The sequence below is a fragment of the Psychrobacter sp. Ps7 genome (assembly GCF_022129225.1).
GTDB classification, from domain to species: domain Bacteria; phylum Pseudomonadota; class Gammaproteobacteria; order Pseudomonadales; family Moraxellaceae; genus Psychrobacter; species Psychrobacter immobilis_A.
In genome coordinates this window covers 24,038-40,621 of the sequence record NZ_JADQAH010000007.1, presented here as the reverse complement: position 1 = coordinate 40,621, position 16,584 = coordinate 24,038, and the positions used below count along the sequence as shown (strand labels likewise).

The 16,584-nt window shown below is 42.7% G+C and carries 13 protein-coding genes; 9 read left to right on the top strand and 4 right to left on the bottom strand.

The annotated features are described in order from the left end of the window. Positions 1–50: 50 nt before the first annotated feature. The gene (gene gpmI, locus I3257_RS04200; protein ID WP_275950082.1) at positions 51–1,709 is read left to right on the top strand and encodes a 2,3-bisphosphoglycerate-independent phosphoglycerate mutase; all 1,659 of its coding nucleotides are present in this window, start codon (positions 51–53) and stop codon (positions 1,707–1,709) included. A 352-nt stretch (positions 1,710–2,061) separates the two neighbouring features. Continuing rightward, on the top strand, positions 2,062–3,564 hold the full coding sequence (locus I3257_RS04195; RefSeq protein ID WP_238048909.1) for a S41 family peptidase: 1,503 nt from the start codon (positions 2,062–2,064) through the stop codon (positions 3,562–3,564). A gap of 75 nt (positions 3,565–3,639) precedes the next feature. On the opposite strand, the gene I3257_RS04185 is transcribed toward I3257_RS04195, so the two are convergent. From I3257_RS04185 to I3257_RS04175, 3 genes are all read right to left on the bottom strand, one after another. Next, positions 3,640–5,355: a sigma-54 dependent transcriptional regulator gene (locus I3257_RS04185; RefSeq protein WP_275950081.1), complete on the bottom strand. Its 1,716-nt coding sequence runs from the start codon at positions 5,353–5,355 to the stop codon at positions 3,640–3,642. Between the two features lie 100 nt (positions 5,356–5,455). Then, the gene (locus I3257_RS04180; RefSeq protein WP_238048908.1) at positions 5,456–7,249 is read right to left on the bottom strand and encodes an ATP-binding protein; all 1,794 of its coding nucleotides are present in this window, start codon (positions 7,247–7,249) and stop codon (positions 5,456–5,458) included. A 194-nt stretch (positions 7,250–7,443) separates the two neighbouring features. Then, on the bottom strand, positions 7,444–8,079 hold the full coding sequence (locus tag I3257_RS04175) for a response regulator (protein WP_055123802.1): 636 nt from the start codon (positions 8,077–8,079) through the stop codon (positions 7,444–7,446). Positions 8,080–8,506: 427 nt separating this feature from the next. Between I3257_RS04175 and I3257_RS04170 the strand changes: the two genes are divergently transcribed. Next, the gene (locus I3257_RS04170; RefSeq protein WP_238048907.1) at positions 8,507–9,595 is read left to right on the top strand and encodes a serine hydrolase; all 1,089 of its coding nucleotides are present in this window, start codon (positions 8,507–8,509) and stop codon (positions 9,593–9,595) included. A gap of 171 nt (positions 9,596–9,766) precedes the next feature. After that, a complete protein-coding gene (locus I3257_RS04165) occupies positions 9,767–10,435 on the top strand; it encodes a thiamine phosphate synthase (protein ID WP_238048906.1) in 669 nt (222 codons plus the stop codon). Between the two features lie 48 nt (positions 10,436–10,483). Here the strand turns inward: I3257_RS04165 and I3257_RS04160 are convergent, their stop codons facing one another. Further along, on the bottom strand, positions 10,484–10,813 hold the full coding sequence (locus I3257_RS04160; RefSeq protein WP_045446956.1) for a TraR/DksA C4-type zinc finger protein: 330 nt from the start codon (positions 10,811–10,813) through the stop codon (positions 10,484–10,486). A 355-nt stretch (positions 10,814–11,168) separates the two neighbouring features. On the opposite strand from I3257_RS04160, the gene I3257_RS04155 reads away from it, so the two are divergent. From I3257_RS04155 to ruvB, 5 genes are all read left to right on the top strand, one after another. Then, the gene (locus I3257_RS04155; RefSeq protein WP_238048905.1) at positions 11,169–12,383 is read left to right on the top strand and encodes a phosphoglycerate kinase; all 1,215 of its coding nucleotides are present in this window, start codon (positions 11,169–11,171) and stop codon (positions 12,381–12,383) included. Between the two features lie 259 nt (positions 12,384–12,642). Beyond that, positions 12,643–13,029 (top strand): hypothetical protein, encoded by a 387-nt coding sequence (locus I3257_RS04150; RefSeq protein ID WP_045446952.1) that lies wholly within the window; start codon positions 12,643–12,645, stop codon positions 13,027–13,029. A 555-nt stretch (positions 13,030–13,584) separates the two neighbouring features. Beyond that, on the top strand, positions 13,585–14,622 hold the full coding sequence (gene fba, locus I3257_RS04145; RefSeq protein ID WP_045446949.1) for a class II fructose-bisphosphate aldolase: 1,038 nt from the start codon (positions 13,585–13,587) through the stop codon (positions 14,620–14,622). 94 nt (positions 14,623–14,716) lie between these two features. Continuing rightward, on the top strand, positions 14,717–15,337 hold the full coding sequence (ruvA, locus tag I3257_RS04140) for a Holliday junction branch migration protein RuvA (RefSeq protein ID WP_238048904.1): 621 nt from the start codon (positions 14,717–14,719) through the stop codon (positions 15,335–15,337). 202 nt (positions 15,338–15,539) lie between these two features. After that, positions 15,540–16,520, top strand: a complete 981-nt coding sequence (gene ruvB, locus I3257_RS04135; protein WP_045447074.1) for a Holliday junction branch migration DNA helicase RuvB — start codon at positions 15,540–15,542, stop codon at positions 16,518–16,520. Positions 16,521–16,584: the final 64 nt, after the last annotated feature.

Sequence of the window (16,584 nt, the reverse complement as noted above, 5' to 3'; positions counted from 1 at the left end):
CATCCTAATATAGCATTATAGGCGTTCATTCACTTGAGGAGCGGTAATCCATGACCAATACCCAGCAACAATCAGCATTTATCGATGATAATCAGGCTCAGCTCAATAGTAAGCAGGATGGCGATCAAAATAAAAAAGTGCCGCATGTCTTAATGATATTAGATGGTTTTGGGCATCGTGAAGACGATAATGATAATGCGGTTGCTGCCGCCAATATGCCAAATTTGGATAGGATTTATCAGCAATATCCGCATGGATTGATATCTGCTTCTGGAGAAGATGTTGGTTTGCCAGATGGGCAGTTTGGCAATTCAGAAGTTGGGCACATGAACTTAGGTGCGGGTCGCGTTCTGTATCAAGATTCGACTCGTATCTCAAGTGAAGTAGCCAATCGTGAGTTTTATAAAAACGAAGCCTTAGTCAAGGCGGTAAAAGCCGCGAACGAGTTGGGTGGTAACGTCCATATCATGGGTTTGCTGTCAGATGGTGGTGTGCATTCGCATCAAGATCACATCGAAGCGATGTGCCACTCGGCGTTAGTGCACGGCGCCAAAAATGTCTTTGTTCATTGTTTTTTAGACGGACGCGACACCCCACCTAAATCGGCGGATAAGTATATTAATCGTCTGCGGGACCATATCAATAAGCTTAATGCTCATTATGAAGGCGGCCGCGTACAGATTGCCAGTATCATTGGGCGCTATTATGCAATGGATCGTGATAATCGCTGGGATCGCGTCCAAAAAGCCTATGAGCTTATCACTGAAGGTAAAGCCGATCGTCTGTCTACGCGTGCAGATGGCGCAGTGCAAGCTGCTTATAAGGCACGCGAGACCGATGAGTTTATCAATCCAACGGTAGTCATTGGCCGTGATGAAGTGCCATATACCGTTGATGACAATGACGCGCTTATCTTTATGAACTTCCGTGCTGACCGTGCCCGTGAGCTGGCGCAAGCTTTTGTCTTGCCAGATCATGAGTTTTCAGGGTTTGCCCGCAATAAGCAGCCAAAACTTGCGGCATTTGTGATGCTGACCAAATATTCTGACGTTTTAGCAGACAATCCCAAAACTAGCGTTGCTTATTATCCCACGTCGTTGACCAATACACTTGGCGAATATTTGCAAGACAATGGTAAAACTCAGCTGCGTATCGCTGAAACTGAAAAATACGCGCATGTGACGTTTTTCTTTAGCGGTGGTCGTGAAGAAGAGTATGAGGGCGAGACACGTATTCTCGTACCCTCTCCAGATGTGGCGACTTATGATCTGAAACCAGAAATGAGTGCGCCTGAAGTGACTGATAAATTAGTGGCTGCCATCGAATCAGGCAAATATGACGTGTTAATCGTTAATTATGCCAATGGTGATATGGTAGGTCATACGGGAATTTTTGATGCGGCTGTAAAAGCAGTAGAGGCGCTAGATGTCTGTGTTGGCCGTATTGAGTCAGCGGTACGCGCTGCTGGCGGTGATATGCTTATCACAGCAGATCATGGCAACTGTGAGCAGATGCAGGATTACGAAAGCGGTCAAGTACATACTCAACATACCACTGAACATGTGCCACTCATTTATGTGGGTGAGAAAAAGCTACAAGTACGTAGTCGTGGTAAGTTGAGCGATGTCGCACCGACTATTTTGGCGCTGATGGATATTGAGCAGCCTGCTGAAATGACGGGCGAAAGCTTACTGGTTCCAGCGGTGTAAGTCAGGCATTTAATACTATTATATTGACAACTTACTAGCGTTGTTAGAAGTAATAGAAAGGGGAGAGATATTTATTGTCTCTCCTTTTTTTGATTTGTTTTTTAAGAGATATTTGGCTGACTTTATTTATCTTTAAATGTTTGGATAGTGAGAAAAATAAGGGCAAGTATGATATTTAGCCTGCTAAACAAACTTGACACCGTTACTCATCATTTGATGAAATCATATTAGTTATCGTGAATGTTACTTGCAATACTCTCCTAGTCTTAGACTGGCTCTTGGTGCTATCTTATGAGATAAATATTCATCCATATATCCATAAAAATAATTCTATTATTAAACGAGTTCTCTTATGCGTTCTATTTATTTTATGCGCTTACCAGTGACGAAGCGATTGGGCAAACAAGCAATGAAGGTATTCACTGCGCCGACTATTTTTAAACCTGCATTGATGATAGGTCTGCTTGGGCTCAGTACTGCTAGTATGTACGCACAAGCAGCGAGGTCACCAGCTAATGCGACCATCAATAATCCCACCGCCAGTCTACAACTGATTAGCTTAAATGCTAATGAGATAGCCACAGAAGATGACACTAATAATTTATCAGATGTCGCTGATATGCTTGAGTCGGCCGACCAAGTTGACGATTCGATAGACAGTGTCGCAGATGAGAGTGCCTTGACCGATGACACGAATGAGATCGATGTCAGTATTCCACCTGAGGTTGCGCAAGTATCATTGAATGCCATTTCTCCAGAAACGCTCAAGACGTTTGTTGCGGTAGTGGATTTGGTACGCCGTGAATATGTAGATGCGGTCAACGATGAAGAGCTGTTCAATAATGCGTTGAGTGGTATGTTGACTAAGCTAGATAGTCATGCTGAATTTTTAGATGCTGAGGCTTATGAAAACCTGCGTGCCTTTACTGAAGGTGATGTGGGTGACGTCGGTATTAAAGTCAATTATCAGCCTACAGATGGCTATTGGGTGATTACAGAGGTTATTGATGCATCGCCTGCAGATAAAAAGGGCATTGCGGTTGGCGATTATTTACATCAAGTCGGTGATTTCAAACTTGATGAAGATAAAGAAAGTAACGATATCGAGCAACTTTTGACAGGGATTGCGGGTACGCAAGTAGATGTTGTCACCTCAAAAGCTGGTCGCCGCAAACATACCACGACCTTGCAGCGTAATAACAGCCACCCTCAAACGGTCGAGGCAAGTCTCATTGACGGTATCGCTGTTATCAAGTTACCTGCCTTTCAAAATAATAGCCGTGAAAAACTATTGGAAGGCTTGATAGATCTAGACGCACCTATTACAGGTATCTTGCTAGATATGCGTGATAATCCAGGTGGGGTGCTAACGTCGGCGGTGAGTGTAGCCAGTTTGTTTATGAGCGACACTGATGTGGTACAAGTAAAGGGTCGTCAAAGTGATACGCGTACGCTATCCACTCAAGGTCTGGCGATACTTGAATCATTGCCAGTGGTGGTGCTGCAAAATCGCTATTCGGCGTCAGCGGCAGAGGTGCTGGCCAGTAGCTTACAAGCACAAAAACGTGCCACAATCGTTGGTGAAATTAGCTATGGTAAAGGGTCTGTACAGTCGGTCATCCCACTGAATGATGAGCAGGCTGTCAAACTCACCGTCGCCAACTATATGACAGCGTCAGGCAATAAGATCGATGGAATCGGTGTAGAGCCTGATATGACCTTGTCAGGAAGTGAAAGTACATGGGAGCAGCAAGCGCTCGCTTTACTAAAAACAAAAGCACTTGATTCGGGTATTCGTTTTGTCCGAAAACCTGCCAAAGTCGATCAAGCGGTGGCAGGCAAAAGGGTTCAGTAAGGCTCACTTAAAGACAGGCTATCACGATGTATTAACGTTAAAATAGCATTTGTCATTATTCAAAAATGGCAAATGCTATGGCTCGAATTGATCCTCAGCTATCTCTAGTTTTTTCATGCGATAGCGTAACGAGCGAAAAGTGGTGCCTAGTAGTTCAGCTGCTTGCGTTTTATTCCAAGCCGTTTGTTTTAGCGCGGTAATAATCAACTGTTTTTCTTGTTCTTGTAGGTAGTGTTCTAACCCTTGAGAGGGTAACTGACCATCCTTTAATTTGCTTAGAATTGCTTTTTCATCACTTTCTTGCAGAATAGATCGATGGGTGACAGATTCTTCGTGATTATGACGGGCTGTATGGTTTGGGCTTTCTGCATGATGGCTTTCTGAACGCTGTATCATAGAAGGGTAGTGCTGAGCGTTAGTACGATAAGGGTGTAAGTTGGTCGTCACTTGCTTGACCTGTGGCGCTATTGTCTTATCCATAGATTGAATGACTTTTTCTCTATTTTCTATCGATTGAGCGACCATCTGATGGTTTGTTTGACGCTCAGAATGTTGAGTATTATTGACAACCGCTGGCTCACTTTTCTGATCTTGAGAGACTGCGCGGTGATGGGTTATATCAATATCAGGCAAACCCAAGTGGCTGATGTCAATGTGCGGTGTCTCTGCTAGGGTTACTGCACGTTCAAGGACGTTACGCAGTTCACGAACGTTGCCCGCAAAGTTATGATCTTGCAAACGTTCGCATGCCTCAACAGTGAGTATCGGTGGGTTCTCTAACTGCCATTCATCAGCAATTAATGCTAAAAAGTGCTTGGCTAATACAGGGATATCATCACGACGTGCATTGAGCGTCGGCAGTTTTAACTCAATCACATTGATACGGTAGTACAAATCTTGTCGAAACGCACCGTCTTGTACCAATTGGTTTAGATTTTTGTGGGTGGCGGACAAGATACGAATATCTACGGGAACCTCTTTGGTATCACCAATGGCTCTCACCGTTTTTTCTTGAATGGCGCGCAGTAGTTTTACCTGCATAGCTAAAGGCAAGTCTGCCACTTCGTCTAAAAATAACGTGCCGCCATTGGCTTGCTGAAACAGCCCTTGCTTGTCAGCGACAGCTCCTGTAAAGCTGCCTTTTTTATGACCAAAGAACTCTGATTCCATCAGCTCTGATGGTATTGCTCCACAGTTTACTGGTACAAAGCTACCATCACGGCGTGGGCTTAAATCATGAATCAATCGGGCAACCACTTCTTTACCAGTACCCGAAGCGCCTGACAAAAATACAGGTGCTTGTGAGCGTGCCAATTTTAAAATAGTATTTTTCAGTGGGTGCATTACAGCAGAATCACCAATGAGTCTACTATCTAACAGTTTTTGTTCGGGTGAGCATTCGGCTGTGGCTTTTGCTTCATTGTCTTGATGAATAACTTTTAAAGCATTTTCCACCAGTTGACGTAGGCGCGGTAACTCAAGAGGTTTATTCACAAAGTCAAAAGCACCAAGCTTCAATGCTTCAATGGCGAGATCCATACTGCCGTGAGCAGTAATCACGGCAATGGGCGTACTAGAGCTATTACTGATTTCTTTTACCAACTCTAGTCCTGACCCATCAGGCAGCTTTAAATCGGTCAGGCAAAAATCGTAATCATTGTCTTGCCAGTATGATCTTGCTTGTGACAGAGTATATGCTACATCACTTTTAATGCCCATTTTGGTCAAAGTAATTTGCATCAATCGGCACAGATCCACTTCGTCATCAACGACTAGCGCGGTTGTTGTCATACATCATCTCATCGTATTCAATAGCTATAAAATGGTAAAAACCAAGAGGCCTTAATGGCAAAGTATTCTATGTAATGTTAATACTTGGTAACGTTAATATTTATAAAATAGTGGTATTAACATTATGTTCAGTTTTATTTACATGAGTATCAGCACTAATAGCAGGTGCTATCAAGCGAAAACAGGTTTTCTCATGTTCAGGAATATAAAGCAAACGAGTTTGGTTGGCCTCACAAAAAGCTTGTGATAGATACAGTCCCAAGCCTGTCCCTGCTTGATCTGTCGTAAAAAATGGATTGAACAAATGTTCTAGGTCTTTGGTGCTAACCCCGCGACCAGCATCCAAGATATCAATTATAACATCGTTATCCGCACAATAAATCTCGATTTCCACATAGGCATGAGGGTGGTCGTAGCTACTGTAGCGCAAGCCATTGTTAATTAAATTGATTAAGACTTGCTCTAGTTGATGCGTGTCGAATGATATGGTCGGTTGTGTTTTTACATGTAGAAAAACATCGTGTCCTTGAAAGTAGTTCTCTAAAAATGTTGGCATCCAGTCTGTCAGTATAATCGCTTGCTGGTTTGCGGTTTGCTGGCGAGACAGTTTTAGTACATCTTCGATAATACGATTCACACGTTTTGTTTGTGAAAATATCATTTGATAAAGCTCATGATTCGCTGCCATATCGTCATTTGAGATAGTCGCCGTTATCGTATTATCTGCTGTATCGAATTCTAGATTGGCTTCTATAACATCCTCCATTAATAATTGGCTGGCTTGTGATATCGCTGCCAAAGGATTCCTTATTTCATGGGCGATGCTCGCCGTCAATTGCCCTAAAGAAGCCAGCTTCAATTGTTGGGCACTGGCTTGCTCGCGGCGTAAGTCCTCTAACATTATCAGTTTACTGTCATCTTTCAATGGAATGATTTGTACGCGCAGTTTACCGAATATGGAAGCGTTTGCGACTGCAGGCAAATCATAAATAAAGGTGCGTGATTGGCCTACCGCTACTGACAAACAGGCTTTAAATAGCTGCGTGTGTTGTTGACCAAGCTGCTGCTGAAAGTTAGATAATAGTGCACTGCGAGTATTGTTTCGAGTATCTTTTATATCAATAGAGGTGTTGTACAATGATACGGAAGGGGTGGGCGAAAGGCTAAGTAATTGGTGAGCGGCAAGGTTTGCTAAAACGATATGCTGTTTATCGATGACGATGACACCATTAGCCATTTGCGTGATGACTTCTTGGTTGATGACGTTTAATCGTTCAACTTCTTTAGCGTGACTCGCTGCTACTTTCTCAAGTTGTACCAAACGCTGTGAGATGGACCAGCTCAAACCACCAACCGCCAAAAAGCTGGCTGACATGAGCAATGCGTCCCCTAAATTTGCTAAGCTCATGCTATTGGCAATGGCATAAAAAAATTGCTGATAAATGACAAAAATAATAGCGAGTAGGGTAATAATTAAGGCTTGCGAGCCGTGTAGCAACATAAAACTCGCTGCGACGACCACCATATACAACATGGTCAACTGTAAATCAGGCGCACCCGCTGTATATAACAACAAGCTTAATATAATGACGTCTAATACTAAACCAAAGGCCAACTGTCGCCGCATTTGCTGATTAACGACATAAAACAAGCCAAGTAAAATAAGGCTAAGCAGGAAATAAAAGCTAAGGGTTGTTTGTTGTAAAAAGCTTGGTAGAGAGAGGCTGTTGTCAGAGTGAGCGGTGATATATACCATCAGTAGAGAAAACAGACTAACAGCAAAGCGGTAACTGCTATAAATAAGCCCTAACCTGCGCAATTGAGGTGGAGATAGCGTGTCATCACGATGCAAATAGTGAGTAACAGCAGAAACGATATTAGTAGCAGGCTTCATAGATTGACCGCAATAAGGGAACAGTTGCTAGGGTGTATCTTCATTTTAAAATAGAGATAAAATCAGATAAATTACAATCAAACAAGGAATATATCGCCATTAATATCAGGATATTTGACGATACTTGATAAAATTTAGCCATTTTCAGCCCATGTAGATGTCCATCAGTTGAATTGAGGACACGCCCTAATGAGTTATGGCTGAATTAGACCATGACGAATGGCCAAATGTGTTAACTTCACATCGCTATCAACCCCAACTTTCTCATAAATACGATAGCGGTAAGTGTTGATGGTTTTGACACTCACAAATAGTTGGTCAGCGATTTGCTGCGGGCTTTGACAGTTAACGACCATCATTGCCACCTGTTTTTCGCGATCACTCAGTAAGTCAAAAGGCGAGTTGGCATTATCTGACAGCAAAACATCAGCCAGTTGCTCAGCGACATCTTGGCTAAAATAACGACCACCTTGATAGATTTTTTTGACAGCGCGAATCATCTCATCGAGCGGCGTGCCCTTCGTAATATAGCCATTGACCCCCGCTTTGATAAGCATCGAAGGATACGGCTGCGCTGACATACTGCTGACGGCCAATATTTTGATACCCATATCCAGCTGAATTAAGCGTTTGGTTGCTTCAAGCCCACCAATATTAGGCATATTGACATCAAGCAAAACCACATCAGGGCGCAATTGTTTGGCCAATTTGATGGCCATGTCACCGCTGTCTGCTTCGCCGATTACTTCGATATCGATACTATCTGACAACATGCGACTAATACCCATTCTCACCAAATCATGATCATCTACTACCAGTACTTTAATCATAACGATACTCTTTGTTGTTTGTCAGAATGAAGGCTTTTATTGACGCTAAATGACAAAAAATAAAATCATTAGAGTCGTTTTTTTAGTTTTTGAAAAAAATAAAATATTGCTAATCTTTTAGATAGATACCATTGTTTAATATAACAAAAAACGAATAATTACAGTGTTCAAAGTTAAGATATATTGCTGAAATGTGAGTCAATGTTTCTGTAATATAAAGTGGTTGTAGTAAAATTTGAATTACACCAAAATAAATTATTAAATCAGCTTGATACATTAAACTTAAATGCAAACCATGATACACTAAAAATACAAAAACTCTATACGAGTACTTATAAACCCATTCATAAACGCTACGTACGTTGTTGCTATTAGTTAGTATGTAACTGATTCTCTAATTAACAGCATCGTGACAGCAGGAGGCATAATGAAGCAACTACCATTAACCAAACAGCAATTAATCGCTGCTATGATTTCATTGAGTTTGGGCAGTGCTGCACAAGCCGCACTTACTATTAATGGTAGCGCTGACACTAGCTCTAGTGCTCGCATGAGTTGGGGCGGTGCCGATAGTTTGTCTGAAGCACGCAATATTATGTACAAATCCAAAGGCTCAGCTATCAAGAAAGTTGATAGTGGCAATGGTACGACCAGTATCACCAACGCCAATAGCTTCGGTAGTAGTAATAACAGTTACAATAGCAGTAATAGCTACAATACAACGTATCGTGGCTCATTTGGTAGCAGTAACATGATACCGATCAGCACTGATTCGCGTAGTGTTGCGGTCATCGATGCTGAAACGGGCGAATCTATTTATGAAAAAGATGCTGACATTGCACGTCCAATGGCCAGTATCTCTAAAGTGATGACGGCCATGGTCGTATTGGATGCTGGTCTCGATATGCGTGAAGAGCTCACACTCGATCCAGAAGATTTCGTCGGCCCTAAGCGTGCCAGCTCTAACCTTAAATCAGGCGATCGTTTGAATCGTGCCGAGATGTTGCTCATGGCATTGATGAAATCAGAAAACCCAGCAGCAAAGAGTTTAGCGCGTAATTATCCAGGTGGCTATACCGCCTTTATACGTGCCATGAATCGTAAAGCTCAAGATCTGGGTATGACCACAGCTTTCTTTGGTGATCCAACGGGTCTTGATAAGCGCAACGTCGCTTCATCAAATGACTTGGTTAAAATGGTTCGCGCGGCGGGTAACTATGACGTGATTCGTCGTTTCTCGACCACTAAGAGCTATGACTTTTATGTGTCTAACTACTCAAGTGGTAACCGTACTTATAAAGCCAATAACACCAGTAGCTTAGTTCGTGCCGGTGATTATCCAATTGGTATCTCAAAAACAGGTTTCATCAATGAAGCTGGTCGTTGTGTAGTCATGGAAACGCGTGTGAATAACCGCCCAGCAATTATCGTCATCTTAGGAGCGAACAGCTCAGCCACACGTTGGGGTGATGCCAAAAATATTCTAAACAGTTTAGCGACACGCCGCACGGTATAACTCTACTGTTTTAGCATTTATAAAAAGGCTGTTATTTGATATAACAGCCTTTTTATTGTGTTGAATTTAAGGTGTGTCTTTAATTTAATCAATGGACTTCTACATGGGCTAAAAATTTATCTCATTTTTATCTCCATTTTTAAAATGAGGACACACTCTAGGAAAAATAATATGATTCAAACATCGACTGTTATACCAGCGCCAAAGCTATATTTACTGACCAATGACGATGAGTTTGCGCTGCTGTATCGCAAATTAGAAGCAGCATTAGCAACAGGATTCATTGCGCTGTTACAAATTCGTCGCAAGCAGATATTGGCGCTACCTGATGGTGAGTCTCGTCTATACGAAGAGGCTAGACAAATAGTTGAGTTGGCGAAAGCGTACAACGTACCAGTCGTCATCAATGACAATATTAAACTGGCTGCCAAGCTCGGCGTTGGTGTGCATTTGGGTCAACAAGATGGCGAAGTCACTGATGCTAAGCACGAATTACATGCCAACCAAATGATCGGACGAACTTGTCATGGCAAGATAGAACTGGTTGAAGAAGCAAAAAATGAGGGCGTAAGCTATGCCGCTATGGGTGCGATCTTTACCTCAAATACAAAACCTAACGCCAATATTATCTCGCGCCAGCAGCTCATAGATGGCTGTCAGCAAAATATAGCGATATGTGTTATCGGTGGCTTGACGGCAGAAAATGTCACCGAGCTGGCAGGTTTGCCCATTACTTACGTGGCGGTCGTTGGAGATATTATGGATTTGCCCGTGGATCAAATCGCTGCGCGCTGTAAACAATGGCAGCAGGCGTTCTCTCAATGGAAAACGCCTGCTTGATTACTGGAACTTTGGTTTAGAATGGCTGTCTTAGAGTAAAATGAGTCATTATTCAGCATGTTCCATACATAGTGTAGCGTAAGGCAGTGCTTGTAAGCGTTGCTCTTCAATTTGCTCGCCGCAGACTTCACATTTACCATAAGTCCCATTTTCAATACGGCTTAATGCATTTTCGACATAGATCAAACTTTGACGGGCTTCAACCATCAAATTTGTACGCATGTCATTTTGACGATAAGAGATGGCTTGGTCTTCCCAATGCTCATTGAGGTCGTCTTGCGGGTTTTGGATATGATCTTCGATTTTATCGATACGAGTCTCATATTCTTCTTTAAGTGTTAGTAGGTTTTGTTTGGCAGCTTGAAGGTCGATACTCATTGGGTTCTCCTAATGGGTTATTTTTATTTTAGGTATTATTTATTATCAGTGCTAATAGTATCTTAAACAGCCTTATTACTAAGTGCCACCATGAAATGTTACTGATTTTTATTAAAATTTAGCCATTTGTCTTATTTTTATCCCCATTTTCAAAATAAGGACACGCCCGAGTAAAATTTAATAGTGCGTTCTTTATGAGCACTTGCTAGAAAACTGCTAGAATACACCGCCTCAAATTCTTGCTTGGTTACTTTTATACAGCTATGGACAAGAGCAGCCGATTTGATAAATATTTTCAGTAATGAGTAAAAAGCCAACCGATAGATTAACAAGAGATGATGCATAGGAGCAGGTAATGAATTTTTTGCGTATGAGTGAGCTGAGCTTAACGGATAAAGTGGTGTTGATTCGTGAAGATCTCAATGTGCCTATTAAAAACGGTAAAGTCGCCAGTGATGCACGCCTACAAGCCAGTTTGCCTACGATTAAGATGGCGTTAGAAAAAGGCGCGGCCGTTATTGTTTGTTCACACTTAGGTCGTCCAGCTGAAGGCAGTCCTGAATCGATATATTCGCTAGCACCAGTGGCTGAATATTTAAGCGATAAATTAGCCACACAACTTTCAAAGCCCGTTAGCTTAAACAATGACTACCTTACTAAAGGCGTGGCAATTAAAGCAGGCGAGGTCGTGCTATTAGAAAATGTGCGCTTTAATCAGGGCGAAAAGAAAAACGATGCGGATTTAGCACAGAAATACGCTGATTTATGCGATGTATTCGTGATGGATGCATTTGGCACCGCACATCGTGCGCAGGCCTCAACAGAAGGCGTTACTCAAGCTATGCATCGAGCAGGAAAAACAGCTTGTGCAGGACCTTTATTGGCGGCTGAGCTTGATGCGTTAAGCTTGGCACTTGAGACCCCAGCACAGCCAATGTTAGCAATCGTTGGTGGTTCAAAAGTATCGACAAAGCTAGAAGTGCTGCACAGTTTGTCTGAATTATGCTCGCAGATTATCGTTGGTGGCGGTATTGCGAATACCTTCCTAGCCGCGCAAGGTCATAGCGTTGGTGCATCACTTTATGAAGCGGACTTGGTTGAGACAGCTCGTGACATTATGACTAAGACTGAGATTTTATTACCTGAATATGTTGTCGTTGCTGATAAAAATGAGATTGATTTTGCTGACTTCACAGGCTCATTACAACAAGCCACTGCGACCATCAAATCTGTCGATACGATTGGCGAAAATGACATGATATTGGACATCGCTCCAGAAAGTGCTAAGCAATTAGCGGATGCTATTATCAACGCAAAAACCATTTTATGGAATGGTCCAGTCGGTGTTTTTGAAGTCGATGCTTTTGGTCAGGGCACACAAATCATAGCAAATGCCGTTAAAAACAGCGAAGGATTTTCGATCGCTGGTGGTGGTGATACGCTTGCTGCAATTGATAAATATCAAGTGGCAGATGGCGTTAGCTACATGTCAACAGGTGGTGGCGCATTTTTAGAGTTTGTAGAAGGCAAAGTATTGCCTGCGGTTGCTGCTCTACAGATTGATGCGTAACGCTTTAACGATATTTAGCAGATGAGTAACATTAGCCGTACAATTTAGCCTCACCATCTCATGTACGCTGTATCAATAATATTTTGGCTACTATTCTTATCTTATTGTTTTAAGAGAAATAAGAGTCAGTGGCCACTCATTATTATTAAGTAGTAATTATTTGTTTCTATACTGAAAATTATGATTGCATGTCTAATTTGCACTCTATAAAATAGCGCAAATCATGTATTTGACATGCTTTATTTATGAGGGATTTATTATGTTAAAACGCCATTTATTACTTGCTAGCGTACTTGCTGGTACTTTTGCAATCACTGCATGTAGCCAACAAACAGAAGAGAACGCCGAAGCTGCTGTTGAGTCTGCTGGTGATGATGTTGCTGCTAACGCTGATACTGCCGCTGCTGAAACAGAAGCCGCCGCTGCTGAAGCTGAAGTTGCTGCACAAAATGCTGGTACTGAAGTTGCCGAAGGCGCTGAAACTGCCGGTGTTGCTGCTACAGATGCACTAAAAAACACTGGTGAAGCAGTTGTGGTAGGCGCAAATGAAGCCGTTGCCAAAACTGCTGAAGTGGTTGCCGATGGCGCATCTGCTGTTGAGAATAAAGCCAGTGAAAACGCAGTAGAAGCAGAACAACAGTACTAATCATCAATACATAAGCAACTGAACCTAAGCCATTGATCTACTAATTTATCGATTAATGAATAGCTTATTAAGCTGTTGGTTGCAGATATTGATTGCTGTATAAGCCCTCAAAATATTTAAAAAGCTTTGGTGATAGCCAAGGCTTTTTTGTATTTAAAATCACAATTTAGAGGTTAGGGTGTGTCCTCATCTTTAGCCCATTTAAATATCCATTGATTGAATTGAGGGCAGGCCTTAGTCAGTCAAGAATATGGTGTACGAGTTTTATCCATTTTTTCAATCAGCTGCGTATCATATGGAACTTATCAAATTGTTTTATGAAACTCGCTATCATTCTGTTTTATGAATCAAGCAAAGAAAGAAATAGTCGGTTAACCGCTACGAAGCGCTGGCAATTTTTGCTATAATCACGGCGTAATAATTACGATCAAAAAACACCGGTTTTTTGCTGGTCTGATTATTATCAGGCTAGGATTTTAGGGCAATTGTTGCAACATCGTATTTTTAAGAATGATTTCTTAATATCATATTCAAAATTTAATCAGAGAGCGTCTTATGGCTTTAATATCGTTACGTCAACTTCTAGATCATGCTGCCGAAAATAACTACGGTGTCCCTGCTTACAATGTCAATAATTTAGAGCAGATGCGTGCAATCATGATGGCAGCCGACGCCTGTGATTCTCCTGTTATCGTACAGGCTAGTGCTGGTGCACGTAGTTATGCAGGCTCTGCATTTTTGCGTCATCTGATTATTGCTGCTATCGAAGAGTGGCCACATATTCCAGTCGTTATGCATCAAGATCATGGTATGTCACCAGCGATTTGCCAACGCTCAATTCAGCTTGGCTTCTCATCAGTGATGATGGACGGCTCGCTCGGTGAAGATGGTAAAACGCCAATGGATTATGATTACAATGCCAGCGTGACTCGCGAAGTTGTCAAGATGGCACACGCGTGCGGTGTTTCAGTAGAAGGTGAAATTGGTTGCTTAGGTAGTCTTGAGACTGGTATGGCTGGTGAAGAAGACGGCTCTGGCGCAGAAGGCGTATTAGATCACGAGCAGCTATTGACCAGTGCTGATGAAGCAGAACAGTTCGTTAAAGACACCAACGTCGATGCGTTAGCCATTGCTATCGGTACCAGTCATGGCGCTTATAAATTCACCCGTCCACCGACAGGCGACATCCTATCGATTGAGCGTGTAAAAGAGATTCATGCCCGTATTCCTAACACTCATTTGGTCATGCATGGCTCGTCATCAGTGCCGCAAGAGTGGTTAAAAGTTATCAATGAAAATGGTGGCAACATCGGTGAGACTTATGGTGTACCGGTTGAGCAAATCGTTGAAGCGATTAAGCATGGTGTGCGTAAGGTAAATATCGATACCGATTTGCGTTTGGCATCAACGGGCGCTATTCGTAAATTCCTTGCAGAAAACCCTAGCGAATTTGATCCGCGTAAATACTTCAAAGCCTCTATGGTTGCAATGTCAGATATCTGTACCAATCGTTTTGAAGCCTTTGGCTCAGCTGGGCAAGCGCATAAAATTCGTCCAATCAGCCTTGAAGGTATGGTCGATTTTTATAAATAAGCGTTGCCAACAAGATATGCTTATTTAATAGCATTTATCATTAAATAGCAGCTCAGTTCATTTTTTATATCAGCTCTAATAAAGGTAGTGGATTATGATTGGATTGATTAGTGGTCAAGTGCAGTATTTGATGGCACCGACTGCCTGTGTCATGACTACCTCTGGTGTCGGCTACGATATAGAGCTGCCGCTACCGTCATTTTGCCAGTTGCGTCTCAATGAACAGGCGAGCATTTGGACGCACTTTCATGTGCGCGAAGATGCGCAGCTGCTTTATGGTTTTATCGATCGTAAAGAGCGTGACGTCTTTCGGCAATTGATCAAGATCAATGGCGTTGGCGCAAAAATGGCGTTAGCAATGCTATCTGCGATGTCAGCTGCTGAGCTAAAGATGCATGTCGAGCAAGAGTCAGAGACGGCATTAACCCGTATTCCGGGTATCGGTAAAAAAACAGCGCAGCGCTTATTGATTGAGCTAAAAGATAAGCTGAAAAATATCGAAGTCGATAGCAGTCATTTAGAGTTTGCCATGCAACCTGCTGAGGTGTCTCACGAGGGCAGCATCATCGCTGAGGTAGAAGGCGCGTTGATTAGCTTGGGCTATAAAGAAAGAGAGGCACAGCAAGCGATTAAAGCCGCTAAGAGTAATGGTAATACCTTTGTCGATACGCAAGGATTGTTAAAAGCCACACTGCAACAGTTGTCAGGATTTTGATTCATTCAGCTCACTACTATCAATAAGTATCAATAACTCTTAAACAGATAAGCGACATTCATTGTCGCTTATTTTTGTTTTAGGCTGTGCTTTATTTAGTCGCTGCTTTATGATGTTTTGCATGACTTATACGTAGCGTTTGGTTATGCTATTTATACCTATTCTTTAAAAATAATTTTTTAATATAATGATAAAACCTATGATGCAAGATCGTTTGATTAATCCATTCGAAGGGGCAGGCGATGCGCCTGATTCCAATATTCGACCGGCATTATTGGCTGAATATATTGGTCAGCCTGTGGTACGTGAGCAGATGGAGGTGTTTATTGGCGCCGCACGTGGACGAGGCGAGGCATTAGATCATACTTTGATTTTTGGTCCGCCTGGTCTTGGAAAAACGACGCTTGCCAATATTATTGCTCGTGAAATGGGTGGCAACTTGCGTTCTACCTCAGGACCTGTGCTTGAGCGCCCCGGTGATTTGGCAGCCATGCTGACCAATCTAGAAGAAGGTGATGTGCTATTTATCGACGAAATTCATCGATTGAGTTCCGTTATTGAAGAGATACTGTATCCCGCCATGGAAGACTTTCAGCTGGATATTATGATTGGTGAAGGGCCTGCGGCACGTTCTATTAAGCTGGATTTACCGCCGTTTACCTTAGTCGCGGCAACCACGCGAGCAGGATTATTGACCTCACCACTGCGTGATCGTTTCGGCATTGTGCAGCGGCTCGAATTTTATAATATTGCTGATTTGACCACGATTGTGAGTCGTGCCGCCCGTTTGATGCGTGTACCGATGAGTGAAGATGGCGCGGTGGAGATTGCTCGTCGCGCGCGTGGTACGCCAAGGATTGCCAATCGTTTATTACGCCGTGTACGTGATTATGCTGAAGTGAGAGGCGACGGTAGCATCAATGGCGCGATTGCGGGCAGTGCGCTCGATATGCTGGCAGTTGATAGACGTGGTCTTGATCATTTGGACAGACGTTATATTGAGATATTGCACGAACGTTTTGATGGTGGTCCAGCTGGCGTTGAAGCGGTAGCAGCAGCAATGGCTGAAGATCGTGGTACGCTTGAGGATGTGATTGAGCCATACCTTATTCAGCAAGGCTACGTATTACGTACTGCACGTGGACGCGTACTGACCCAGATGGCGATTGACCAGATGTTATGAAATTAGCCTAAAAAATGCGCCTACGTTTAATACTCTAGTTAAACGTAGGCGCATTTTTTAGGCT